The following is a 22,542-nucleotide window of genomic DNA, read 5'->3' on the forward strand; positions in this document are numbered from 1 at the left end:
TTTGACCGAACAAAAATGGCATACTTGCCAATTAAAAATCAGGAGAAAAGTAACTACCATGGAACTATAAACTTGACATTTTATCGCAGTAGAAAATAAAAACCGGACAGGAAGTCGAATTTGACAACCTGCCCGGCATTCAGAGGGTCTAGAGTGTAGCGACTCGTACGCCCTATCTCATAAGATTCGGCAACCTCCACCAACGTTGGGCTTCCGCCCCCTCAGCTGGCGCAGAATGCGCGCGGACAGCCGTCTATAACCCGCGAACAGCGAAAATGTATCAGTATAAAAGTCCATCACCATCCTGCCGTTACTGATATCGACGGTGTGGGGCCCGCAGGCATCTACGAAACCAACACTGCCTACGATACGCTCCCTGTAGTCGTCGGGAGACAGGCTGACGATCTCACACACCGTCAGTCCATCACCATAGCCACGGCTGTTGTTCTGCCCGAAACGGTAGATCTGGCCGTCAACGACCTGAATCCTGCCGCCCATCCGCGCCAGGCGGGGGTCGATGACGATAGGGTTCTTGGGGTGTGCCCTGTAGGGCCCCGTCAGTGCCTGACTGTAATACAGGTAGAGGCAGCTCTCGGCCGATCCATCTAAGCCGCCGAAAATGTAGTGGTAGCCATCATGGATGAACAGGGTTCCATCCAGAACACGGCGGCCGTCGAACCCTTCGAGCGGAATGACCTCAGCGCCCTCGGTGAAGGGAGCGGCGATGACATAGGGTTCTGAGTGCGACGATACTTCGGGAAGCAGGTACTCACGACCGTTTTCGCAGAATGAAAAGGGGTAAGAGTAGTGCCAACCCGTGAGATAGGCCTCGGATGGCTCCAGAGAATCAACATCGAGCTCCAGGATCTCCCCCACTCCATTATATTTGTTGAGTGCCTCCAGGCGAATCTTTTGGCCATCGTGGCTGAAGAAGGGGTCGGCATAGAAGCTATGGGACTTGCCGAGAACAGGAACCCGTCCGCGAGTGATACTAAGATTGTCAAGGCCAACGAAACCGCTGAATTCTGCAATGATCACATTCCAGCGCTTCTCCACCAGCGCCCCATAGAGGAGTCTCCTCAGGTAGCGGTGCCCCATCCTGAAAACGAACGCCATCACGGCCAGATTCCCCGGGATTTCAGTACGAGGGCATGACTCGACGGTCGTGAGACAGTCCCCAACGACCAGGCGCTCCATGGCTGGCTTGAGCAGTAGCATCGCATTATGCTGATAATCGCTGGCGGTACGCATGTAGGAGTGGTGGTAGACCCTGGAATAGCAGTGGGCCAGAACGGCCGCCACTGGGGTGTTGGCGGAGTGCTTCTCGACCCGGATCTCTGCACATTGGGCACCGGCACGCATCTCCTCGAATCCAGCCGCCCCACCACCATAGTAGCTGGAGCCCGGGCTGGCATAGGCGATCACATCCAGGCCTGCCGGTGGTTCGATCGAAGGACCGAAGTTGATGATAGCAGTAATGCCCCTCGCGATAAGTGCATCGACAACAAGAAACGGCAAACGAAGCCCATCCTTTCCCGACTCAAGGGATAGCTCCTGGAGGGCCTCCATCGGCATTGCAAAGGTAGCTCGACGGGTCAAACGATTGTTGAGCGAGAATGCAGTCAACAAGCGATACGCCATATGCTGGAACTCTGGCGTTTGGCTCGCTTTATCAGGTGCCACAAGATACAGCGCCACATCGAGATATCGAGACGCGATGTTCAACGACTCCACCTGCCATTGGGAAAGTTCGGCACGCCTTGCTAGAATAGCCACCTTCAATGTCATTGCCTTGCTCCCCGGGCACCCCAAGACGCTCATGCAACTGATATTTCATACGGTCACACCATGAGATAGGAGCGTATGATTACCCCGTCCATCAAGGACGTATCGACCTGAACACCATGTTCCCTGACGCATGAGATACTTTTGGCCTGCCTCCAGCGCCAACGCCCGATATTCCCCGGCTTTCTTCAGCAGCGGAGCGCAGAAATAGGTCGTTCTGCGGCTTCGGCTACATTACGACCCTATCCCACACCCAATGTTACACAGCATGCACCGGCGCCGCCCACACCATTTTCCTCGTCGTCTATCTGCTAGAAGAATAGGGTTATATCAACCTTGGACAGGGAGCAACTGATTCTTATCAGGCCAGTATTTTCATACTCTTCGAGTAAGCCTATCGCTACAACAACGACGAGCCTCAGTCCATATAAAGAAAGGCACCAGCTCTCAAAAGCTGGTGCCATGGTTCTAATATCGAGCAGTATCAACTCGTTAGCAATGACAGCCCTTTTATGTTCCGCAGGCCGTCAGAACACCCGGTTCATGCCGTTCATGGCCGCGACGCGGTAGGCCTCGGCCATGGTGGGGTAGTTGAAGGTGGTGCTGACGAAATACTTGAGGCTGTTGGCCTCCCCCTTCTGCTGCATGATCGCCTGGCCGATGTGCACGATCTCCGAGGCCTGGTCGCCGAAGCAGTGGATGCCGTAGATCTCCAGGGTATCCTGGTCGAAGAGGATCTTGAGCATGCCCACGGTATCGCCGGTGATCTGGGCCCGGGCGGTGTCCTTGAAGAAGGCCTGCGCCACCTCGTAGGGCACCTTCTGCTCGGTCAGCTCGCGCTCGTTGCGCCCGAAGGAGCTGATCTCCGGGATGGTGTAGATGCCGGTTGGCACCTCGGTGACGTAGCGAAACTCCTCGGAGAGCATCTCGCTGGAGGCGTTGAGCCCCTGATCGTAGGCGGCGCTGGCCAGGCTCGGCCAGCCGATCACGTCGCCGGCGGCGTAGATGTGTGGGATCTCGGTGCGATAGTGCTCGTCCACGGTGAGCTGGCCGCGACCGTTGGCCTCCAGGCCGATATTCTCGAGCCCGAGCTGATCGGTATTGCCGGTGCGGCCGTTGGCCCACAGGAAGGCGTCGGCGCGCAGCCGCTTGCCGGACTTGAGGTGTACGGTGACCCCTGACTCGTCTCCCTCGACGCGGTCGTACTCCTCGTTGTGGCGAATCAGCACCCCATGCTTGCGCAGGTGGTAGGAGAGCGCATCGGAGATCTCGTCGTCCAGGAAGGAGAGCAGGCTGTCGCGGTTGTTGATCAGGTCGACCTTGACGCCCAGCCCCGAGAAGATCGACGCATATTCGCAGCCGATGACCCCGGCGCCGAAGATGATCAGGGTGCGCGGCGTATGACTGAGGCTGAGGATGGTATCCGAGCAGTAGATGCGCGGATGGCGGAAGTTGATATCCGCCGGCCGATAGGGGCGTGAGCCTGTCGCGATGATGATCTTCTCGGCCACCAGCTCATCCATGCCCTCATGGTTGTCGCGGACCAGCAGGGTGTGCTCGTCCTTGAACCGGGCCACGCCGCTGAACAGGTCGATGCGGTTGCGGGAGTAGAAGTTGGTGCGCATCGCCACCTGCTGATCGATGGTGGCCCGGGAGCGCTCCATCACCTTGGGAAAGGAGAACCAGCGCGGCTCGCCGATATCACGGAACATGCGGTTGGTGTTGAACTGCATGATCTGCTTGACCTGGTGGCGCAGCGCCTTGGAGGGGATCGTCCCCCAGTGGGTGCAGTTGCCACCCACCAGAGGCTGCTTCTCGACCACCGCCACCCGCTTGCCGTTCTTGGCGGCGTTGATGGCGGCGCTCTCCCCCGCCGGCCCGGTACCGATCACCACCACGTCATAGTTATGGACTGCCATTGATCCTCGCATCTCCTTGTTCGATATCGGTTACGAGGGGCGAGGGGCGAGGGCCCCAGCTGCCCTACCCCGGATCATGAGCCATCGCGCGGGATCTGCGCTCCTACTACTATGCTGGCAGCCTTGCCCCTTGCCCCTTGCTCCTTTTTCCTGCGCCTCAGCGCCGGGTGGCATCGTACCCCAGGTCGGCGCCGCGGCTCTCGTCGCTGCGGCGACGGGCGCTGCCGCGCTTGCGATTCTCCTCCTCGCACACCTCGTCCTTGCCGCCGCACACCTCACAGCCCTCCTTGAGGCCGAGCTGGTTGAGGCCGCCGCAGGAGCCGGCGATGGGCTTGCGCCCGAGGATCACCCCCACGGCCATGGCGGCCATGATCAGCAGCATGAAGACAAAAGCGATAATCCAGATGGTCATGTCGTTCTCCTCGCTCAGCGCTCGAGCAGGGGCTCGAGGCCGGCGCCAATATGTAGTGTGATGCCCCGTGGTGTGAGGACAACAACCCGGGCCGGCTGTTCCATGGCCGTCTCCAGGGGAGAGGCCAGCAGCTCCCGGGCCAGATGGTCCGCCGCCTCGGCGCTCTGGGCCACCGCGCTGACGGCAAGAATCCGCTCCCACTCCTGGCCGTCGGCGTCGGCTGGGCGCGCCGCACTGCGGGTAACCAGGGCGGCCCCCTCCAGCCGCAGCGCCGCGTCGGGAGCCGACGCCAGGCCGGTGCGCGGCAGTCGCACCCGCCAGGGGTGCCGCCCCGCCCTGCCCAGGGTGCGCTGGACGCCGCCCAGCTCGACCAGGGCGTGCTCCACGCCAAACTCGCCGAGCACACGGGCCAGGTGATCCACCGCCCGGGCCCGATAGAGCTGCAGCAGGTCATCGGGCACCTGCGCCCCGGGCGGGCCCAGGACGATAGGCCATCCGGCAGCCAGCAGGTGCTGGAGCAGCTGGATGTCATTGTCGAGGCTTGCCAGTTCACCCTGGATGGCGGCCTCGACCAGGGCGGACTCGCCCGGGCCCAGGTCGCCATTCAGCGTGATGTGGTAGCCGCTGCCGAGGGCCACGCCCTCGAAAATATACCACTCGCCCTGCTGACGACAGCCCGCCAGCAGAAGCAGCGGCATCAGCAGGGCGAATAGAAAGAGGGCTGGCCGCATGGCCAGCCCCGGGTGTCGCCTCGCGGCGAGGGAGATCATCCGCCAAAGTCGTCCAGCAGGATGTTCTCGGGCTCGACGCCCAGATCCAGCAGCATCTTGATGACGGAAGCGTTCATCATGGGCGGCCCGCACATGTAGTACTCGCAGTCTTCGGGCGCCGGATGGTCCTTGAGGTAGTTCTCGTAGAGAACGTTGTGGATGAAGCCGGTGGGGCCATCCCAGTTGTCCTCGGGCATCGGGTCGGAGAGCGCCAGGTGCCAGGTGAAGTTCGGGAACTCCTCGGCCAGCTGGTCGTACTCGTCGTTGTAGAAGGTCTCGCGCCAGGAGCGCGCGCCATACCAGAACGAGATCTTGCGCTTGGACTTGAGGCGCTTGAGCTGATCGAAGATGTGGCTGCGCATCGGCGCCATGCCCGCACCGCCGCCGACGAAGACCATCTCGGCATCGGTGTCCTTGGCGAAGAACTCGCCGAAGGGCCCCATCACGGTGACCTTGTCACCCGGCTTCAGGCTGAAGACGTAGGTGGACATCAGGCCCGGCGGATGGTTGGTGTTGGGCGGCGGCGTGGCGATCCGGATGTTGAACTTGAGGATGCCCTTCTCTTCCGGATAGTTCGCCATGGAGTAGGCGCGGATGACTTCCTCGTTGTTCTTGTGGGAGATCTTGTAGAGATCGAACTTCTCCCAGTCGCCCCGGTACTCCTCCTCGATATCGAAATCCTTGAAGGAGATATCGTAGGGCGGAGCCACCAGCTGCACGTAGCCGCCGGCGCGGAAGTCGACGTTCTCGCCCTCGGGCAGCTTGAGGTTGAGCTCCTTGATGAAGGTGGCGACGTTGGGGTTGGCGATGACCTCGCACTCCCACTTCTTGACGCCGAAGACCTCCTCGGGCACCTCGACCTTCATGTCCTGCTTCACCGGCACCTGACAGGAGAGGCGCCAGCCCTCCTTCTTCTCACGCATGGTGAAGTGGGACTCTTCGGTGGGCAGGATGGCACCGCCACCCTCTTCCACGCGGCACTTGCACTGGGCACAGGAGCCGCCGCCGCCGCAGGCGGAGGAGAGGAAGATGCCGTTGGCGGCCAGGGTGTTGAGCAGCTTGCCGCCGGCCTGGGTGGTCAGGGTGTGTTCGGGGTCGCCGTTGACCTCGATGGTCACGTCCCCGGTGCTGACGAGCTTGCTGCGCGCGGCCAGGATCACCAGGGTCAGACCGATGACGACCAGGGTGAACATGACCACACCGAGCAAGATGACTGTTGTATCAACCATGTCGGTTTCCTATTGCTAGACGTTGCCTGGTGCCCGACGGCGCGCTGCGCCGCCGGGTGAACTCGAGCGGCCTCAGAGCTGGATGCCGGAGAAGGACATGAAGCCCAGCGACATCAGACCCACGGTGATGAAGGTGATGCCCAGGCCCTGGAGGGAGCCGGGAACGTCGCTGTACTTCAGCTTCTCGCGGATACCGGCCAGGGCGGTGATGGCCAGCGCCCAGCCGACGCCGGAGCCGAGGCCATAGACCACGGATTCGCCGAAGTTGTAGTTACGCTCGACCATGAAGAGCACGCCACCGAGGATGGCACAGTTCACGGTGATCAGCGGCAGGAACACGCCCAGGGCGTTGTAGAGCGCGGGCACGTACTTGTCGAGGAACATCTCCAGGATCTGCACCAGGGCGGCGATAACGCCGATGTAGCTGAGCAGGCCCAGGAAGGAGAGATCGATGTTCTCGGCACCGCTGATGCCGGTCCAGGCGAGCGCCCCTTCGGCCAGCAGGACGTTATAGATGACATTGTTGACCGGCACGGAGATGGTCAGTACCACGATCACCGCCACGCCGAGACCGAAGGCCGCGGAGACCTTCTTGGAAACGGCAAGGAAGGTACACATGCCGAGGAAGAATGCCAGGGCCAGGTTCTCGACGAAGACCGAGGCAACGAACAGGCTCAGATAGTGTTCCATGTTACACCGCCTCCTTCGGTTCGGTGTTGTGCTTCATCTTGAACTCGTTCTCCTCGATCTGCTCCGGGTTGAAGCTGCGCAGCACCCAGATGATCAGGCCGATGATGAAGAACGCCGACGGCGGCAGCAGCAGCAGGCCATTGGGCACGTACCAGCCGCCGTCCTGCACCGGCTGGAGCACGGTGAAGCCGAAGACGCTGCCGGAGCCGAACAGCTCGCGGAAGAAGCCCACGGCCATCAGGATGAAGCCGTAGCCCAGGCCGTTGCCGATACCGTCGATGAAGGACATCTTGGGACCGTTCTGCATGGCGAAGCCTTCGGCGCGCCCCATGATGATGCAGTTGGTGATGATCAGCCCGACGAACACCGAGAGCTGCTTGGACATCTCATAGGCGAACGCCTTCAGCACCTGGTCCACCACGATCACCAGGGAGGCGATGATGGTCATCTGCACGATGATGCGGATGGACGAGGGGATGTGGTGCCGGATCAGCGACACGAACAGGTTGGAGAAGGCACAGACGAAGATGACCGCCAGGGTCATGACCAGCGAGACGCTCATGCTGGTGGTTACCGCCAAGGCGGAGCAGATGCCGAGCACCTGCAGCGCGATGGGGTTGTTCTTGAAGACTGGCGCCGTAAGGACGCTCTTGGTTGATGCATCCGCCATGATCAGGCTCCTTCCGATTCGAGTTCGACGTCGGCGTCCTGGGCGTCTTCCTGATCGACGCCGCTGCGGAACTTGGCGAGATACTCGCCAAAGCCTTCCGGACTCAGCCAGAACTGCAGCATGTTGGTCACGCCATTGGCGGTCAGGGTGGCGCCGGCGAGGCCATCGACCTCGTGGTCACCGCTGCCGCTGCCCTTGGCCACGCGAATGGCCGGGGTCAGCTCGCCTTCACCGTCGAACACCTGCTTGCCTTCCCACTGGGCCTGCCAGCGCGGGTTGTTGACCTCGGCGCCGAGCCCGGGGGTCTCGCTGTGCTCGAAGTAGGTGATGCCGACGATGGTGTTGCCGTCGCCTTCCACGGCGAGGAAGCCGCGCATCAGGCCCCACAGACCCTGGCCGCGAATGGGCAGGATGATCTGGTCGGGGTTGTCGGGGTCGCCGACGAGATAGACGGTGGCGTAGTTCTCGACGCGAGAGAGGCCGGCCGGATCACGGGCCCCGGAGAGGGTGCGGGAAGCGGCCGGATCGCGGCGCGCCTCGAAGCCGTCCCAGGTCTCCGGATCGTGACGGTCGGAGTACTCGCCGGTCGCGAGGTTGACGACGCGGGGGGTGATCTCCGCGAACGCCGCCTCCACGTCCATGCCGCGCTCATAGAGGTTGGCCACGCGCAGGACGTTTGTCTTGCGGTCCAGCTCCTGGTTGAGCTGCTGCATGGGACGCAGCGCCACCGCGGCGGTGGAGACGATGACCGAACACACGATACAAAGTGCGAACGCCACCGTCAGGATCTTCTTGATGGAGTTGTTGCTCTGTGCCATCAGGCAGTCTCCTCGGCCGGTGCACCGGTGCGCAGCTTGCGGCGCTTGATGTTGGCCTGAACAAAGAAGTGATCGATGAGCGGCGCGAACAGGTTGGCGAACAGGATCGCCAGCATGATGCCCTCCGGGAAGGCCGGGTTCACGACGCGGATCAGCACGGTCATCACGCCGATCAGCGCACCGAACAGCAGGCGGCCCTGGTTGGTCATGGCGGCAGACACCGGATCGGTGGCCATGAACACCATGCCGAAGGCGAAGCCGCCGATCACCAGGTGCCAGTACCAGGGCATCGCGAACATCGGGTTGGTGTCGGAGCCGATCAGGTTGAAGAGCGCACTGGTCGCCACCATGCCGAGGAAGACCCCGAGCATGATTCGCCAGGAGGCGATGCGGGTCCAGAGCAGTACCGCCGCCCCGATCAGGATCGCCAGGGTCGAGACCTCACCCACGGAGCCCGGGATGAAGCCCAGGAAGGCGTCCCACCAGCTGTAGGTGCTGGTCAGGGCGGCCATGCCGTCCTGGAAGGCGATGGAGAGCGCGGTCGCGCCGGTGTAGCCGTCGGCCGCCACCCAGACCGCGTCGCCGGAGATCTGCGCCGGGTAGGCAAAGTAGAGGAAGGCGCGGCCGGTGAGCGCCGGGTTGAGGAAGTTCTTGCCGGTACCGCCGAAGATCTCCTTGCCGATGACCACGCCGAAGGTGATGCCGAGCGCCACCTGCCACAGCGGGATGGTGGCCGGCAGAATCAGGGCGTAGAGCACGGAGGTGACGAAGAAGCCCTCGTTGACCTCATGGCCGCGCTTGACGGCAAACAGCACTTCCCAGAAGCCGCCGACCGCGAAGGTCACCAGGTAGATCGGCAGGAAGTAGGTGGCGCCGAGCACGAAGTTGGCCCAGAGGCTGCCCGGATCGTGACCGGAGGCCAGGGTCATCATGATCGCCTCGCGCCAGCCCGCCATGGAGGCGTAGCCGTCGGCGATGGCGGAGTTGGCCTGCCAGCCGGCGGCCCACATGCCGAAGAACATCGCCGGGAAGGTGCACATCCAGACGGTGATCATGATCCGCTTGAGGTCCACGCCGTCACGCACGTGGGCGGTGGTCTTGGCCACGCTGGGCGGGGAGTAGAAGACCGTGTCGACCGCCTCGTAGAGGGGATAGAACTTCTCGTACTTGCCGCCCTTGTGGAAGTGCGGCTCGAGATTATCGAGTGTCTGTCGAATACCCATCATCAGGCCTCTTTCTCGATCGTGGTGAGGTTGTCACGCAGGATGGGACCGTACTCGTACTTGCCGGGGCAGACGTAGGTGCACAGGGCCAGGTCCTCTTCATCCAGCTCCAGACAGCCGAGCTGCATGGCCGTCTCGATGTCACCGACGATCAGCGAGCGCAGCAGCTGGGTGGGCAGGACATCCAGCGGCATCACGGTCTCGTAGGCCCCCACCGGCACCATGGCACGCTCGGAGCCGTTGGTGGAGGTGGTCGGCGCGTAGTCCTTGAGGCCGGTGAGCTTGGACAGGTAGATGCCCAGCACCGAGTGGCGGTTCTTGCCCGGGGAGAGCCAGCCCATGAAGAGGCGCTTGTTGCCCTCCTCGAGGAGGCTGAACTGGCTGTGGAAACGCCCCAGGTAGCGCAGGCTGCCTTCGCAGGCGAAGCCGGAGAAGACGGACCCGGAGATCACGCGGGTCTCTTCGGGTTCGACAACCTCACCGGCCAGAAGCTCCTCGGTGCTGGCGCCGATGCGGGTACGCAGCAGGCGGGGCGTCTCGGCGCGGGGGCCACCCACGGCGACGATGCGGCTGACGTCCAGCTTGCCCTCGGTGAAGAGCTTGCCGAAGGCGATGACGTCCTGGTAGCCGATGTGCCAGACCTGCTTGTGCAGGCCCACGGGCGACAGGTAGTGGATGTGGGTACCCACCAGGCCGGCCGGATGCGGACCCGCAAAGGTCTGGGCCTGGACGCCGCTGATGTTGCCGCCGGGCACGCTGCTGTCGGGGCCGGTGCAGAGGAACACCTTGCCTTCGGTCAGGCGAGCCAGCACCTTGAGGCCATCCTCGAAGGCCTGGGGCTGCTCGTTGATGACCTTGGCCGGGTCGGCGGCCAGCGGGTGAGTGTCGATGGCGGTGACGAAGATGTCGGAGGGGACGCCATCGACGGCCGGGGTGCGCGAGTAGGGGCGGGTACGCAGCGCGGTCCAGAGGCCAGACTCGACCAGCTGGTCGACCACCGCCTGGCGCTCGAGGCTCTCGAGCGCCTCACGGCCGTGGGCCTTGAACTCGACGGCTTCCTCGGTCTCGTCGACCTTGATCACCACCGAGAGCAGGCGACGCTTCTCGCCACGGTTGATGGCGACCACCTCGCCCGCCGCGGGGGCGGTGAAGCGCACGCCATCGATCTTCTTGTCGGTAAAGAGCAGCTGGCCCAGCTTTACCTTGTCTCCCTCCCGGACCTCCATGGTCGGCTTCATGCCGACGTAGTCGGTGCCCAGGATCGCCACGTGACGCACCGGGCGCGCATCCTCGATGCGCTGCTCGGGCGCTCCCGTGATGGGGAGATCCAGGCCTTTCTTGACTTCGATCATAGTCTCGCCCAGTTGATGGATCGGATATACGAAGGAAAGGGGTTCGAATGGATTCGAATTATTGTGCTTTCAGTACGTTACCAGTCAGGCCCGGGCACTGCCCGAACCACCCCGAAAAATCCCCCGTATTATAAAGACAAGGCCGAGCCCTGACTACCTGAGCGAAGGTCGCAAGGGATGATCCATGGCAAGCGACGCAGTTTCGCAGCGGCTCGCCTCCCCCGCCCCAATGCAAAAACCCCCGCCGGACGGGTCCGACGGGGGTGGATCTCGCTTCGTCTTCAGCCGCTCATCGTCGAGCGGCCGTTCAGGGCTCAGGCGCTGACGCGGGGCAGCTTGAGGAAGTGCACGTTGGAGATGTGCTGCAGGATGCGCACCACCTGGCAGCTGTAGCCGAACTCGTTGTCGTACCAGACGTAGAGGACGGCGTTCTTGCCGTTGGCGATGGTCGCCTTGGCGTCGACGATGCCGGCGTGGCGGTTGCCGACGAAGTCGGTGGAGACCACCTCCGGGGAGTCGACGAAGTCGATCTGCTTCTGGAAGGGGGAGTCCAGGGACATGCGACGCAGGAAGTCGTTGAGGGACTCGGCGTCGGTCTCCTTCTCCAGGCGCAGGTTGAGGATCGCCATGGAGACGTTGGGGGTCGGCACGCGGATGGCGTTGCCGGTCAGCTTGCCGGTCAGCTCCGGCAGCGCCTTGGAGACGGCCTTGGCGGCGCCGGTTTCGGTCAGCACCATGTTGAGCGGTGCGCTGCGGCCGCGGCGGTCACCCTTGTGGTAGTTATCGATCAGGTTCTGGTCATTCGTGTAGGCATGCACCGTCTCCACGTGGCCGTGCTCGACGCCGAACTCGTCGTTGAGCACCTTGAGCACCGGCACGATGGCATTGGTGGTACAGGAGGCCGCGGAGAGGATGCTGTCGTCGGCGCTGATATCGCCGTGGTTGATGCCGTAGACGATGTTCTTGATGTCGCCCTTGCCCGGGGCGGTGAGCAGCGCCTTGGCCGCGCCCTTGCACTGCAGGTGCTGGCCGAGACCGGCCTCGTCACGCCAGATGCCGGTGTTGTCCACCACCACGGCGTTGTCGATGCCGTAGGCGGTGTAGTCGATCTCGGCCGGCGAGTCGGCATAGATCACCTGGATGACGTTGCCGTTGGCGGTGATGGTGCGCGCCTCGGCGTCGACGCTGATGGTGCCGTTGAAGGGGCCGTGGACGGAGTCGCGACGCAGCAGGCTGGCGCGCTTCTCCAGGTCCTTGGCGATATCGCCGCGGCCGCGCACGACGATGGCGCGCAGGCGCAGCAGGTTGCCGCCGCCGGCCTTCTCCACCAGCACCCGGGCCAGCAGGCGGCCGATGCGGCCGAAGCCGTAGAGCACCACGTCCTTGGGCTCGCCGTTGCCGCCGGCGGCACCGTTCTGGTCGACGATCTCGGCCAGCTCCTTGCGCAGGAAGGCCACGGCGTCGCCGCCGCCCTGCTTCTTGAAGGCCACCCCCAGCTTGCCCACGTCGACGTGAGCCGGCCCCAGGTTGAGCTCGCCCATGGCCTCGACCAGCGGGTAGGTATCCTGGACGGAGAGCTCGGTCCCCTCGACCTTCCGCACGTAGCGGTGGTCCTTCAGGATGCGGATCACGCTGCGATTGAAGAGCGAGCGCCCGTAGAGGGTGGTGACCACGTTGTTATGACGGTAGAGCCTACCGATCATCGGGATCATCTGCTCGGCAAGCGCCTGGTTGTCGTGCCATTCCTGGAAGACGGTATCGGAGGGTTGCTGACTCACGTGCGGCCTCACTGGTGGGGGTTGGAAGTTCGCGGCCATTATCCGGAGCCAGCCCCCGGGGTCAATCGAAGGATGGTCGCAGCCGCTGTAGCGGCATTACAGAAACCTGCTTTTGACTACAGGCCGGAGCCCCGGCGCGATCTGCTATCATGCGTCCTTTCCAAGCCCGTCCATAAGCCGACCGACGTGACCATGCCGAACTTCTCGCCGCTGGACCCGCCGCGCCCTGAAGGTATGCGCGACACCCTCTACTGGCAGGCTCCCCAGGGCAGCGCCAGCGCCCTGGCCCTGACGCGCCTGGCCCAGGACGCCCCCCTGCTGGTGATCACCGCCGACACCGCCCAGGCCCTGCGCCTGGAGAGCGAGCTGGCCTTCTACGGCCGCCGGCCGGTGCTCCCCTTCCCCGACTGGGAAACGCTGCCCTACGACAGCTTCTCGCCCCATCAGGACATCGTCTCGGCGCGGCTGCGCACCCTGCGCCGGCTGCAGGACGGCGAGCACGGCATCGTGCTGGTACCCATCAACACCCTGATGCAGCGCCTGCCTCCGGTGGAGTACATCGCCGGGCGGGTGCTGACCCTGGAGGTGGGCCAGACCCTCGACCGGGAGCGCTTTCGGGAGGCGCTCTCCCGGGCCGGCTACCGGGCGGTGGAGACCGTCTTCGAGCCCGGCGAGTACGCCCTGCGCGGCGCCATCATCGACCTCTTTCCCATGGGGGTGGAGGCGCCGCTGCGCATCGATCTGTTCGATGACGAGATCGACACCCTGCGCACCTTCGACCCGGACACCCAGCGCAGCGCCGACAAGGTCGAACGCATCGAGCTGCTGCCCGCCCACGAGTACTCGCTGTCGCGCTCCGCCATCGCCTGCTTCCGGGAGGGATTCGAGACCCTCTTCGACGTGGACCCGCGCCAGTGTCCCCTCTACGTGGATGCGCTCAAGGGGATCCCCTCCCCCGGCCTCGAGCAGTATCTGCCGCTCTTCTTCGACGAGACCGCCACCCTGTTCGACCACCTGGCCGAGGGGACCCGGGTGGCCCTGCTGCCCGACGCCTACGCCGCGGCGGAGCACCACTGGCGCGCCATCGAGAGCCGCTACGAGAACCTCGGCGTCGACCCCACCCGGCCGCTGCTGCCCCCCCACCGCGCCTTCCTGCCGGTGGCCGAGCTGTTCGGCGCCATCAAGCGCCACCCCCGGGTCGAGCTGACCGAGGAGAGCGGCCATCGCCACGCCCTGGCGCCGCTGACCCAGGCGCTGCCGGAGGTGGGTATCAACGCCCGGGCCAAGGAGCCCCTGGCGGCTCTCTCGGCCTTTCTGGCAGCGCACGGTGAGACTCGGGTGCTCTTCGCTGCGGAGTCCCGGGGGCGCCGGGAGGCGCTGGAGGAGGCCCTGGCCCCGCTGCACCTCGCCTTGCCCCACGTGGAGGATTTCGCCGACTTCCTGGCCGGCGACGCCCGCCATGCCATCACCGAGGGGGAGCTCGCCGCCGGTCTCTGGCTCAGCGAGCCGGACCTCGCCGTGATCACCGAGTCAGAGCTCTACGGCGAGGTGGTTCGCCAGAGCCGGCGCCGGGAGAAGGCCACCGATGCCGACGCCCTGGCGATCCGCCACCTCTCGGAGCTGCGCCCCGGCGCCCCGGTGGTCCACCAGACCCACGGCGTCGGCCGCTACCGGGGCCTGGAGACCCTCGACGCCGGCGGCCAGGCCGCGGAGTTCGTGACCCTGGAGTACGCCGAAGGGGCGAAGCTCTACGTGCCGGTGGAGAGCCTGCACCTCATATCCCGCTACGCCGGGGCCGACGACGAGCTCGCCCCCCTGCATCGCCTCGGCTCCGACCAGTGGGAGAAGGCGCGCCGGAAGGCCGCCGAGAAGATCCGCGACACCGCCGCCGAGCTGCTCGACATCTACGCCCGGCGAGAGGCCCGGGAGGGCTTCGCCTGCGCCGTGCCCGACGCCGAGTACGCCCGCTTCGCCGCCGCCTTCCCCTTCGAGGAGACCCCGGACCAGCGCGCCGCCATCGAGGCGGTGATCGCCGACATGAGCGCCCCGCGCCCCATGGACCGGGTGGTGTGCGGCGACGTCGGCTTCGGCAAGACCGAGGTGGCCATGCGCGCCGCCTTCCTCGCCGTGCACTCCGACCGCCAGGTGGTGGTGCTGGTGCCCACCACCCTGCTCGCCCGCCAGCACTACGAGAACTTCCGCGACCGCTTCGCCGATACCGCGGTCAACATCGAGCTGGTCTCGCGCTTCACCGCCGGCAAGGGGCAGTCGGCGGCCATGAAGCGCATCGAGGAGGGCCAGGCGGACATCGTCATCGGCACCCACAAGCTGCTCTCGAAGTCCATGAAGCTGCCGAAGATGGGCCTTTTGATCATCGACGAGGAGCACCGCTTCGGGGTGGCCCAGAAGGAGCGCCTCAAGAGCCTGCGCGCCGAGGTCGACATCCTCACCATGACCGCCACGCCGATCCCTCGAACCCTGAACATGGCCATGAGCGGCATCCGCGACCTCTCCATCATCGCCACCCCGCCGGCGCGCCGCCTCTCGGTGAAGACCTTCGTGCAGCGCCGGGAGGAGGCGGTGATCAAGGAGGCGCTGCTGCGCGAGATACTCCGCGGCGGCCAGGTCTACTTTCTGCACAACGAGGTCAAGACCATCGAGACCGCCGCCGAGACGATCCGCGAGCTGGTGCCGGAGGCCCGGGTCGGCGTGGCCCACGGCCAGCTGCCGGAGCGGGCGCTGGAGCGGGTGATGTCTGACTTCTACCACAAGCGCTTCAACGTGCTGGTCTGCTCCACCATCATCGAGACCGGCATCGACGTGCCCAGCGCCAACACCATCATCATCGAGCGCGCCGACAAGTTCGGCCTGGCTCAGCTGCACCAGCTGCGCGGCCGGGTCGGCCGCAGCCACCACCAGGCCTACGCCTACCTGCTCACCCCGCCGCCCAAGGCGATGACCCGGGACGCCATCAAGCGTCTGGAAGCGATCGGCGAGGCGGAGGATCTCGGCGCCGGCTTCACCCTGGCCAGCCACGACATGGAGATCCGCGGCGCCGGTGAGCTGCTCGGCGAGGAGCAGAGCGGCCAGATGGAGGCGATCGGCTACGGCCTCTACATGGAGATGCTCGACCGCGCCGTGGCGGCGATTCGCGCGGGCAGGACGCCCAATATCGAGGCGCCCCTGGACGAGGGCGTGGAGGTCAGCCTCAACCTGCCGGCGCTGATCCCCAGCGACTACCTCCCCGACGTACAGCAGCGCCTGGTGATGTACAAGCGCATCGCCAGCGCCGCCGACGAGGGGGAGCTCAAGGAGCTGCAGGTGGAGATGATCGACCGCTTCGGGCTGCTGCCGGCACCGGTGAAGACCCTGCTGCGCCAGACGAAGCTGCGCCAGCGCGCCGAGCGGCTGGGGATCGTCAGGCTGGAGGCGGGCCCCGAGCGGGGGCGGGTGATCTTCGGCGGCGAGACCCGAGTCGACCCGCTGACCCTGGTGACGCTGATCCAGACGTCCCCGGAGCGCTACCGCCTGGATGGCGCCGATACCCTGCGCTTCCAGGCGGCCATGGAGCCGGAGGAGGCACGCTTCCAGGCCGTGGAGCAGCTGCTGGAGACCCTCAACCGCAAGGCCCAGGCGGCCTGAGCGCCGCCTCCAAAAGAGTGGCGAACCGCCGCGTCTCAGGGCAATCTATACTGTCGGCAAGACGTTTCGTCGCACCCGATATTCAGCGGAGCCAGGCAGGGAGCGCCGGGCCCCCTTCGTGATGGTTGACGTCGACCCCGTCGACGGCCTGCAGAGAAGAACGACGTTGATGAATACCACGACACTGGCCAGCCGGACCATCCGCTGCGCCCTCACCCTGGGTCTCTCGGCCCTGCTCGCCTCCGGCGCCCTGGCCGAGGAGCGGGAGTGGCCCCGCGGCCACTTCCCGCTTCCCGAGACGGGCAGCGTGATCGGCGAGAACTACCGGGTCACCGTCCAGGAGGGGGATACCCTGGTCGACCTCGCCCGCACCCATAACGTGGGCTATGAAGAGATCCGCATGGCCAACCCGGAGGTCAGCATCTGGGCCCCCTTCGTGGGCACCGAGGTGACGATCCCCAACCGGCACATCCTGCCCGACGCCGAACGCGAGGGGATCGTGATCAACCTCTCCGAGATGCGGCTCTACTACTACTCTGCTCCCGGCATGGTGGAGAGCTACCCGATCAGCGTGGGCCGCGACGGCTTCTCCACCCCGGTGGGGGTGACCCGCACCACCGTCAAGGTGAAGGACCCCCACTGGTCGCCGCCCCGCTCCATGCGTGCCGAAGCCGCCGCCCGGGGCGAGCCGCCCCCCGCCGTGGTGCCCCCCGGCCCGGACAACCCCCTGGGTCGCCACGCCATCCTGCTCGGCATTCCCAGCTACCTGATCCACGGCACCAACCGTCCGGACGGCGTCGGCATGCGCGTCAGCCGCGGCTGCATCCGCATGTTCCCGGAGGATATCGAGTCCCTCTACGAGCGCGTGCCCAGCGGCACCCGGGTCAATATCATCGACCAGCCCTTCAAGGCCGGCTGGTCCGACGACGGCGTGCTCTACGCCCAGTCCTTCCCACCCCTGGAGGAGAACGAGGCGAGCTTCGAGCCGCTGATCAACGCCGTGGAGGTGGTGGCCCGTGCCTTCGGCGACGAGCAGCCGCCGGTGGACTATGCCCGCCTGCGCACCCTGGTCGAACAGCCCGACGGCCTGATCGTCTCGCTGCTGCACACGGCAGACGAGGCCCCCACGCCCGCCGAACCGGCACCGGAAGTGGATGGCCTCTTCGGCGGGGAGCTGGAGCTCGGCAGGCGGTGATCGCCTGGCGAGATCGCTTCATCCCATAACGAGAAGACCCCGCCGTGGCGGGGTCTTCTCGTACTGCAGAACCATTGCTGCCCGGGGCAGCGCCGGCACTCCGGCAGAATTACTTCTGCATGGAGCGCTGGAACATGCGGTTCATTTCGTCGCGGTTCTGCTCGGACATCTGCAGAGCCGCCTGGGCGTCGCGCTGCGCCTGGTTGGCGGTGTTCTGGGCCTGGGTGGCGATGCTGCGAGCTTCGGCAGCGTCGGCCTGTGCGGACTCGGCGGTCTGGCGGACTTCTTCCAGAGCGGCGGTAGAGGCACAGCCGGCCAGAATGGCCAGGGAGGCAGCGGCGGCGGTCAGCTTCAGGGTGGTCTTCAGAGTCATGGTGTTCTCCTTGAGTCTTCCTTGGGTACTGCGTTGGTGATTGCCTGACAGTCAGGCTTCCTGCACGAGCAGGCCATCTTGCAGCGACTTGTGCTGCTTAGCACAGGAGTCAAACGCTGTTTTATTATAGACAACGGCGCTTGTCCATAGCTTTCAGCGTCCCTTGCGCAAGTAACAGCCTAGCGGATCACGACGCGGGTGCCAATGTCGATAAGCGACGACAGGCGCTCAATCTGCTCGTCGGTCACCGCCACGCACCCCTGGGTCCAGTGGAACTGCTGGTGAATCTCGGGATCCCCCTTGCCGATGCCGTGAATCCCGATGAAGCCCCCCAGGGCCGTCTGCTGGGGGGGATAGCCCCGCCGACGGTAGTAGTCGAAGTAGTCGTCGTAGTCCTGCTGGCTAAAGACTCCCTCCTCCAGCGCCTGGCGGGCGTGAGTCGGCGTCGGGTAGTCGAGCCCGATGAAGATATGCCAGTCGCTCTCACGGTTGAAGCGATTGACCCGAAACTCCCCCAGGGGCGTCATATTGCTGCCCCGCCGGCGGGTCGACCTGGCGCCGCTGCGCCCCAGGGAGATGGGCGCGAAGCGCTCCAGCAGCTGGTTGCCGCGATAGACGGTCAGGGTCGCCTCGCGATCATCCACCAGCACCCACACCTCACTGTCATGGCGTGGCACATGGGCCCGGGAGATGATGGTCTCGATCAGGTTCGCTGAGGCCTGGGAGGTGCCGAGGAGCGCCAGGGGCGCTCCCAGGGCCAGCTGGGTGAAGCGGCGGCGGGAAAGCGGATTCATCGGGCTGACACTCGACGTGGACGGGGTGAATTTCCCCGTTTATAGCGCACTCCGGCGCTCCCTGTCAGCGCCTCCGAATCAACGTGGAAGCCAATGCTGGCCCGGGGCATGGCCAGCGACCTCTCCGCCATCTAGTCTGGTCACATCGACTTTCACTTCAGGACAAGGAGTCCCCATGACCACCTCCCACCGCCGCGAGCTGCCTGCCGCCCTGGCCGATGACCCGGACTTCATCACCTGGAGCGCCGGCTACGGCGTCATCCAGCACGATCCGCTTACCGTGCAGCGCATCGCCGAGCTGCTGGCCGAGCGCGTCCCCGAGCCCGAACGCCGCCGCACCTGGCTCAAGCGCCTGGCCGCCGCCGACCGCCTGGCCTGCATGGGCATGTGGCTGGTGGCCCATATGACCTACGCCCGTCGCGTACACCTGGATGGCACCCCACTCGAGGCCGAGGCGTTCAAGCCGAACCCCGAGGGGCACACCGGCGGGGCGCTGAACATGGTGCCCGCCTACGTGGGCTATCTCACCGCCAACGCCATGGAGGGCGTGACCCGCAGCTGGCTGATGGGCCAGGGCCACTGCGTGGCGGCCATCGACGCCGTGAACCTGCTGGTGGACAACATGGGCCCTGCCCATGGGTCCCGCTACGGGCTCAGCGACGAGGGCCTGACCCGCCTGGTCAACGACTTCTACCGCTGCACGGTGGACGCGGATGGCCGCCCCGCCTCGCCGCTGGGCAGCCACGTCAACGCCCACACCGCCGGGGGCATCAGCGAAGGGGGCTACCTGGGATTCGCCGGCCTGCAGTATGTGCATATGCCGCTGCCGGAGCAGCGCCTGGTCGCCTTCCTCAGCGACGGCGCCTTCGAGGAGCAGCGCGGCAGCGACTGGGCCTCACGCTGGTGGCGCCCCGACGACTCGGGCCCGGTGGTGCCGGTGATGATCGCCAACGGCCGGCGCATCGACCAGCGCACCACCATGAGCCAGTCGGGCGGCACCGACTGGTTCGAGGACCACCTGGTCCTCAACGGCTTCGCCCCGCTCACCATCGACGGCCGCGACCCGGCCGCCTTCGCCTGGGCCATCCTTACCGCCGAGGCGGAGCTCGTCGACCAGGGCGCCCAGGCCCGCGATGGCCGCACCCGCTACCCGCTGCGACTCCCCTACGTGATCGCCGAGACGGTCAAGGGCTTCGGCTTCCCCGGCGCCGGCACCAACGCCGCCCACAACCTGCCGCTGGGCGGCAACCCCGCCACGGACGCCGCGGCCCGGCGCCTCTTCCATGAGGGCACCGCCGCCCTGCACGTGCCGGAGGCCGAGCTGCGCAGCGCCATCGCCACCCTCAACAACCACGCCGAGAGCGGCCGCGTGCGGGAGCGGGACCATGCGCTGGCCAATCCGCACCCCGAACCGCCCACCCTCCCCGAGCCGCCCAGCTGGCCCCTGGACGAGGCGGTCTCGCCCATGGCCGCCATCGACGAGGCCTTCGTGGCGCTGGTCGCCGCCAACCCGGGGCTGCGAGTGCGGGTGGGCAACCCCGACGAGATGCGCTCCAACCGTCTCAACCTGACCCTCGACCGGCTCAGGCACCGCGTCACCGAACCGGAGCCGGGCGTCGCCGAGGCGCTGGATGGCGCCGTGATCACGGCACTCAACGAGGAGGCGGTGGTGAGCGCCGCCCTGGCCAACAAGCAGGGGCTCAACCTGGTGGCCAGCTACGAGGCCTTCGCGGTCAAGATGCTGGGTGCCATGCGCCAGGAGATCATCTTCGCCCGCCATGCCCGCGAGGCGGGTCGCCCAGCCGGCTGGCTGTCGCTGCCGGTGCTGGCCAGCTCTCACACCTGGGAGAACGGCAAGAACGAGCAGTCCCACCAGGACCCCACCCTCTGCGAGGCGTGGCTTGGCGAGATGGATGACGTGGCCCCCACTCTCTTCCCGGTGGACGCCCCCAGCGCCACCGTGGCGCTGCTCGACCTCTACGCCAGCCGCGGCCGCATCGCGGTGATGGTGGTGCCCAAGAACCCGGTTCCGGTGCGCCTGACCGACGACCAGGCCCGGGCGCTCTCCCGGGACGGCCTGCTCTGCCTGCGGCCGGCCGAGTCGGCCCGCCTGCAGCTCTTCGCCGTGGGGGCCTACCAGCTGGCCGAGATGGAGCGGGCCCTGGCGCGCCTGGAGGACGCCGGCATCGCCACGAGCCTCTATGTGATCCAGGAGCCCGGCAAGCTGCGCGAGGCCCGTGACGAGGACGAGGCCAGCGCCGTGCTCAGCCAGTGTCGCCTCAGCACCCTGGTGCCGGAGGTCGCCGCTCGTGTCTTCCTCGCCCACTGCCGCCCCGAGCCCCTGGCCGGGGTCCTGCGCCCCCTGGATACCGGGGCGCGCTCGCGCTTCCTGGGCTACCGCAACCGCGGCGGCACCCTGGACACCTTCGGCATGCTGTTTGCCAATCGCGCCACCTGGGCCCATGTCCTGGAGGCGGCCAGCGAGGTGGCCAGGCTCGACCTGGACGCCCTGCTCAGCGCAGACGAGCAGGCGGCCCTGGCCGGTGAAGGCGACCCGGAGGTGCTGCGCTAGCCCTGAGCCAGCCGGCGAGGTGGGAGCCCGATTTATCGGCGATGGCGCCTCAGCCGGGCAGGATGGCCCCCATGCGCAGCACCTCGCGCAGGGTGGTCACCCCCTGGTCCGCCTTGGTCAGGCCATCCTGGAGCATCAGCGTCACGCCGCGCGCCTTCAAGGCGCGGCGCAGGCTCGCCTCGTCGGCGTGACGCAGGATCAGCCCGTGATCCTCATCGGTGGGCTGCCACACCTCGAAGACCCCGGTACGGCCGCGAAACCCCAGCCCATCACAGCGCCGGCAGCCGACCGCATGCCAGGCCTGCTCGGGGGGCGCCACGCCCATGGCCCCCAGCCACTCCCGCTCGCGCTCCGGCAGGGCGCCGCGCTCCCGGCAGTGCTCACAGAGCCGCCGCACCAGGCGCTGGGCCACCACCAGCCCCAGGTTGGCGCTGATCTCGGCATCGCCCAGGCCCAGGTGGCGCAGGCTCGAGACCACCCCCACCGCATCCCGGCTGTGCAGGGTACCCATCAGCGAGCGGCCGCTGCCGGCCACGTTGAGGGCGGCCCGGGCGGAGTCGGGATCGCGGATCTCGCCGATCAGCACATAGTCGGGGTCGAGGCGCAGCAGCGAGCGGGTCCCGGTGGCAAAATCCAGCCCGCTCGCCTCGTCGACCTGGATCTGGTTGATACCGGGGATCTCGTACTCCACCGGATCCTCCAGGGTCACCACGTGACTCTCCCCCAGGCGCAGCTGATTGAGCAGGGTATAGAGGGTGGTGGTCTTGCCCGAGCCGGTGGGGCCGGCCACCAGCAGCATGCCGCCGGTGGCATCCATCCAGCGCCGCAGGCCCCGAGCGCCCTGCTCTCCGACCCCCAGGGAGAGGATGTCCCGGAAGGTATCCGGCGGCGCCAGGAAGCGAATCGCCATCTTCTCCCCCGCCACGCAGCTTACCGCCGTCACCCGCAGGAAGGTCTCCTCGCTCCCCTCCTCCCCCGGTGGCCAGCTGAAGCTGCCCTCGGCGGCCGCCAGCGACGGCACCGGATTGAGCCGGGCCAGCACCTTGAACTGATTGGTCAACCGCGCCCCGGTGGCGACATCCAGGCGCAGCGCCTCGATCACCCGCCCATCGATGCGCAGCCGGACCCGCAGGCTCTCCTGGTGGGGATCCAGGTGGATATCGCTGGCCCGGGCACGCAGGGCATCCTCGAGCAGGGCATGGGCCTCCAGCCCCTCCTCCTGGGCGGCCGACTCGAGCAGCGGCAGCAGGGTCGGCAGCAGGTGCGGGGTGGCGTGTCGCGTCGTCAGGTCGCTCATGGCATCGGCATCCTCGTCGCTGG

General features: G+C 66.1%; 17 protein-coding genes. 3 read left to right on the forward strand and 14 right to left on the reverse strand.

What is annotated here, in order from left to right; translation table 11 throughout:
• Positions 1-177: 177 nt before the first annotated feature.
• The 11 genes from ACRYRV_RS01415 to ACRYRV_RS01465 all read right to left on the reverse strand — a co-directional run bounded on the left by ACRYRV_RS01415 (position 178) and on the right by ACRYRV_RS01465 (position 12,646).
• Entirely contained in the window at positions 178-1,788 is a 1,611-nt protein-coding gene (locus ACRYRV_RS01415) for a glucosamine inositolphosphorylceramide transferase family protein (RefSeq protein WP_444984191.1), read from the reverse strand.
• Positions 1,789-2,312: 524 nt separating this feature from the next.
• Entirely contained in the window at positions 2,313-3,704 is a 1,392-nt protein-coding gene (sthA, locus tag ACRYRV_RS01420) for a Si-specific NAD(P)(+) transhydrogenase (RefSeq protein WP_444984190.1), read from the reverse strand.
• A gap of 157 nt (positions 3,705-3,861) precedes the next feature.
• Positions 3,862-4,116 (reverse strand): (Na+)-NQR maturation NqrM, encoded by a 255-nt coding sequence (nqrM, locus tag ACRYRV_RS01425; RefSeq protein ID WP_253451212.1) that lies wholly within the window; start codon positions 4,114-4,116, stop codon positions 3,862-3,864.
• Between the two features lie 14 nt (positions 4,117-4,130).
• A complete protein-coding gene (locus tag ACRYRV_RS01430; protein ID WP_444984189.1) occupies positions 4,131-4,847 on the reverse strand; it encodes an FAD:protein FMN transferase in 717 nt (238 codons plus the stop codon).
• Positions 4,848-4,882: 35 nt separating this feature from the next.
• The gene (nqrF, locus tag ACRYRV_RS01435; protein ID WP_444984188.1) at positions 4,883-6,115 is read right to left on the reverse strand and encodes an NADH:ubiquinone reductase (Na(+)-transporting) subunit F; all 1,233 of its coding nucleotides are present in this window, start codon (positions 6,113-6,115) and stop codon (positions 4,883-4,885) included.
• A gap of 72 nt (positions 6,116-6,187) precedes the next feature.
• Complete coding sequence (nqrE, locus tag ACRYRV_RS01440; RefSeq protein WP_444984187.1) at positions 6,188-6,805, reverse strand: NADH:ubiquinone reductase (Na(+)-transporting) subunit E; 618 nt, start codon at positions 6,803-6,805, stop codon at positions 6,188-6,190.
• A 1-nt stretch (position 6,806) separates the two neighbouring features.
• Positions 6,807-7,475 (reverse strand): NADH:ubiquinone reductase (Na(+)-transporting) subunit D, encoded by a 669-nt coding sequence (locus ACRYRV_RS01445; RefSeq protein WP_309635817.1) that lies wholly within the window; start codon positions 7,473-7,475, stop codon positions 6,807-6,809.
• 2 nt (positions 7,476-7,477) lie between these two features.
• On the reverse strand, positions 7,478-8,293 hold the full coding sequence (locus ACRYRV_RS01450) for a Na(+)-translocating NADH-quinone reductase subunit C (RefSeq protein WP_309635816.1): 816 nt from the start codon (positions 8,291-8,293) through the stop codon (positions 7,478-7,480).
• Entirely contained in the window at positions 8,293-9,519 is a 1,227-nt protein-coding gene (locus tag ACRYRV_RS01455) for an NADH:ubiquinone reductase (Na(+)-transporting) subunit B (protein WP_444984186.1), read from the reverse strand. Before ACRYRV_RS01455 ends, ACRYRV_RS01450 begins: the two co-directional genes overlap by 1 nt.
• Positions 9,519-10,868 carry a Na(+)-translocating NADH-quinone reductase subunit A gene (locus tag ACRYRV_RS01460; protein ID WP_309635814.1) on the reverse strand — a complete coding sequence of 450 codons (1,350 nt, stop codon included), beginning with the start codon at positions 10,866-10,868 and terminating at the stop codon, positions 9,519-9,521. The genes ACRYRV_RS01455 and ACRYRV_RS01460 overlap by 1 nt, the downstream gene beginning before the upstream one ends.
• Positions 10,869-11,182: 314 nt before the next feature.
• Positions 11,183-12,646 (reverse strand): glyceraldehyde-3-phosphate dehydrogenase, encoded by a 1,464-nt coding sequence (locus ACRYRV_RS01465; RefSeq protein WP_309635813.1) that lies wholly within the window; start codon positions 12,644-12,646, stop codon positions 11,183-11,185.
• A gap of 192 nt (positions 12,647-12,838) precedes the next feature.
• Between ACRYRV_RS01465 and mfd the strand changes: the two genes are divergently transcribed.
• Positions 12,839-16,288: a transcription-repair coupling factor gene (gene mfd / locus ACRYRV_RS01470; protein ID WP_444984185.1), complete on the forward strand. Its 3,450-nt coding sequence runs from the start codon at positions 12,839-12,841 to the stop codon at positions 16,286-16,288.
• A gap of 169 nt (positions 16,289-16,457) precedes the next feature.
• A complete protein-coding gene (locus tag ACRYRV_RS01475) occupies positions 16,458-17,483 on the forward strand; it encodes a L,D-transpeptidase family protein (protein ID WP_309635811.1) in 1,026 nt (341 codons plus the stop codon).
• 109 nt (positions 17,484-17,592) lie between these two features.
• On the opposite strand, the gene ACRYRV_RS01480 is transcribed toward ACRYRV_RS01475, so the two are convergent.
• The gene (locus ACRYRV_RS01480) at positions 17,593-17,856 is read right to left on the reverse strand and encodes an Lpp/OprI family alanine-zipper lipoprotein (RefSeq protein ID WP_309635810.1); all 264 of its coding nucleotides are present in this window, start codon (positions 17,854-17,856) and stop codon (positions 17,593-17,595) included.
• Between the two features lie 179 nt (positions 17,857-18,035).
• Positions 18,036-18,650, reverse strand: a complete 615-nt coding sequence (locus ACRYRV_RS01485; RefSeq protein WP_309635809.1) for a L,D-transpeptidase family protein — start codon at positions 18,648-18,650, stop codon at positions 18,036-18,038.
• A gap of 175 nt (positions 18,651-18,825) precedes the next feature.
• Between ACRYRV_RS01485 and ACRYRV_RS01490 the strand changes: the two genes are divergently transcribed.
• Entirely contained in the window at positions 18,826-21,222 is a 2,397-nt protein-coding gene (locus ACRYRV_RS01490) for a xylulose 5-phosphate 3-epimerase (protein WP_444984184.1), read from the forward strand.
• A gap of 49 nt (positions 21,223-21,271) precedes the next feature.
• On the opposite strand, the gene ACRYRV_RS01495 is transcribed toward ACRYRV_RS01490, so the two are convergent.
• Positions 21,272-22,519 (reverse strand): GspE/PulE family protein, encoded by a 1,248-nt coding sequence (locus ACRYRV_RS01495; RefSeq protein WP_444984183.1) that lies wholly within the window; start codon positions 22,517-22,519, stop codon positions 21,272-21,274.
• Positions 22,520-22,542: the final 23 nt, after the last annotated feature.

The organism is Halomonas mongoliensis (assembly GCF_052496345.1).

What these genes read in the sequence shown, in the direction of transcription:
- ACRYRV_RS01415 (WP_444984191.1), bottom strand. Translation starts at nt 1,788, where the DNA reads ATGACATTGAAGGTGGCTATTCTAGCAAGGCGTGCCGAACTTTCCCAA.
- sthA (WP_444984190.1), bottom strand. Translation starts at nt 3,704, where the DNA reads ATGGCAGTCCATAACTATGACGTGGTGGTGATCGGTACCGGGCCGGCG.
- nqrM (WP_253451212.1), bottom strand. Translation starts at nt 4,116, where the DNA reads ATGACCATCTGGATTATCGCTTTTGTCTTCATGCTGCTGATCATGGCC.
- ACRYRV_RS01430 (WP_444984189.1), bottom strand. Translation starts at nt 4,847, where the DNA reads ATGCGGCCAGCCCTCTTTCTATTCGCCCTGCTGATGCCGCTGCTTCTG.
- nqrF (WP_444984188.1), bottom strand. Translation starts at nt 6,115, where the DNA reads ATGGTTGATACAACAGTCATCTTGCTCGGTGTGGTCATGTTCACCCTG.
- nqrE (WP_444984187.1), bottom strand. Translation starts at nt 6,805, where the DNA reads ATGGAACACTATCTGAGCCTGTTCGTTGCCTCGGTCTTCGTCGAGAAC.
- ACRYRV_RS01445 (WP_309635817.1), bottom strand. Translation starts at nt 7,475, where the DNA reads ATGGCGGATGCATCAACCAAGAGCGTCCTTACGGCGCCAGTCTTCAAG.
- ACRYRV_RS01450 (WP_309635816.1), bottom strand. Translation starts at nt 8,293, where the DNA reads ATGGCACAGAGCAACAACTCCATCAAGAAGATCCTGACGGTGGCGTTC.
- ACRYRV_RS01455 (WP_444984186.1), bottom strand. Translation starts at nt 9,519, where the DNA reads ATGATGGGTATTCGACAGACACTCGATAATCTCGAGCCGCACTTCCAC.
- ACRYRV_RS01460 (WP_309635814.1), bottom strand. Translation starts at nt 10,868, where the DNA reads ATGATCGAAGTCAAGAAAGGCCTGGATCTCCCCATCACGGGAGCGCCC.
- mfd (WP_444984185.1), top strand. Translation starts at nt 12,839, where the DNA reads ATGCCGAACTTCTCGCCGCTGGACCCGCCGCGCCCTGAAGGTATGCGC.
- ACRYRV_RS01475 (WP_309635811.1), top strand. Translation starts at nt 16,458, where the DNA reads ATGAATACCACGACACTGGCCAGCCGGACCATCCGCTGCGCCCTCACC.
- ACRYRV_RS01480 (WP_309635810.1), bottom strand. Translation starts at nt 17,856, where the DNA reads ATGACTCTGAAGACCACCCTGAAGCTGACCGCCGCCGCTGCCTCCCTG.
- ACRYRV_RS01485 (WP_309635809.1), bottom strand. Translation starts at nt 18,650, where the DNA reads ATGAATCCGCTTTCCCGCCGCCGCTTCACCCAGCTGGCCCTGGGAGCG.
- ACRYRV_RS01490 (WP_444984184.1), top strand. Translation starts at nt 18,826, where the DNA reads ATGACCACCTCCCACCGCCGCGAGCTGCCTGCCGCCCTGGCCGATGAC.
- ACRYRV_RS01495 (WP_444984183.1), bottom strand. Translation starts at nt 22,519, where the DNA reads ATGAGCGACCTGACGACGCGACACGCCACCCCGCACCTGCTGCCGACC.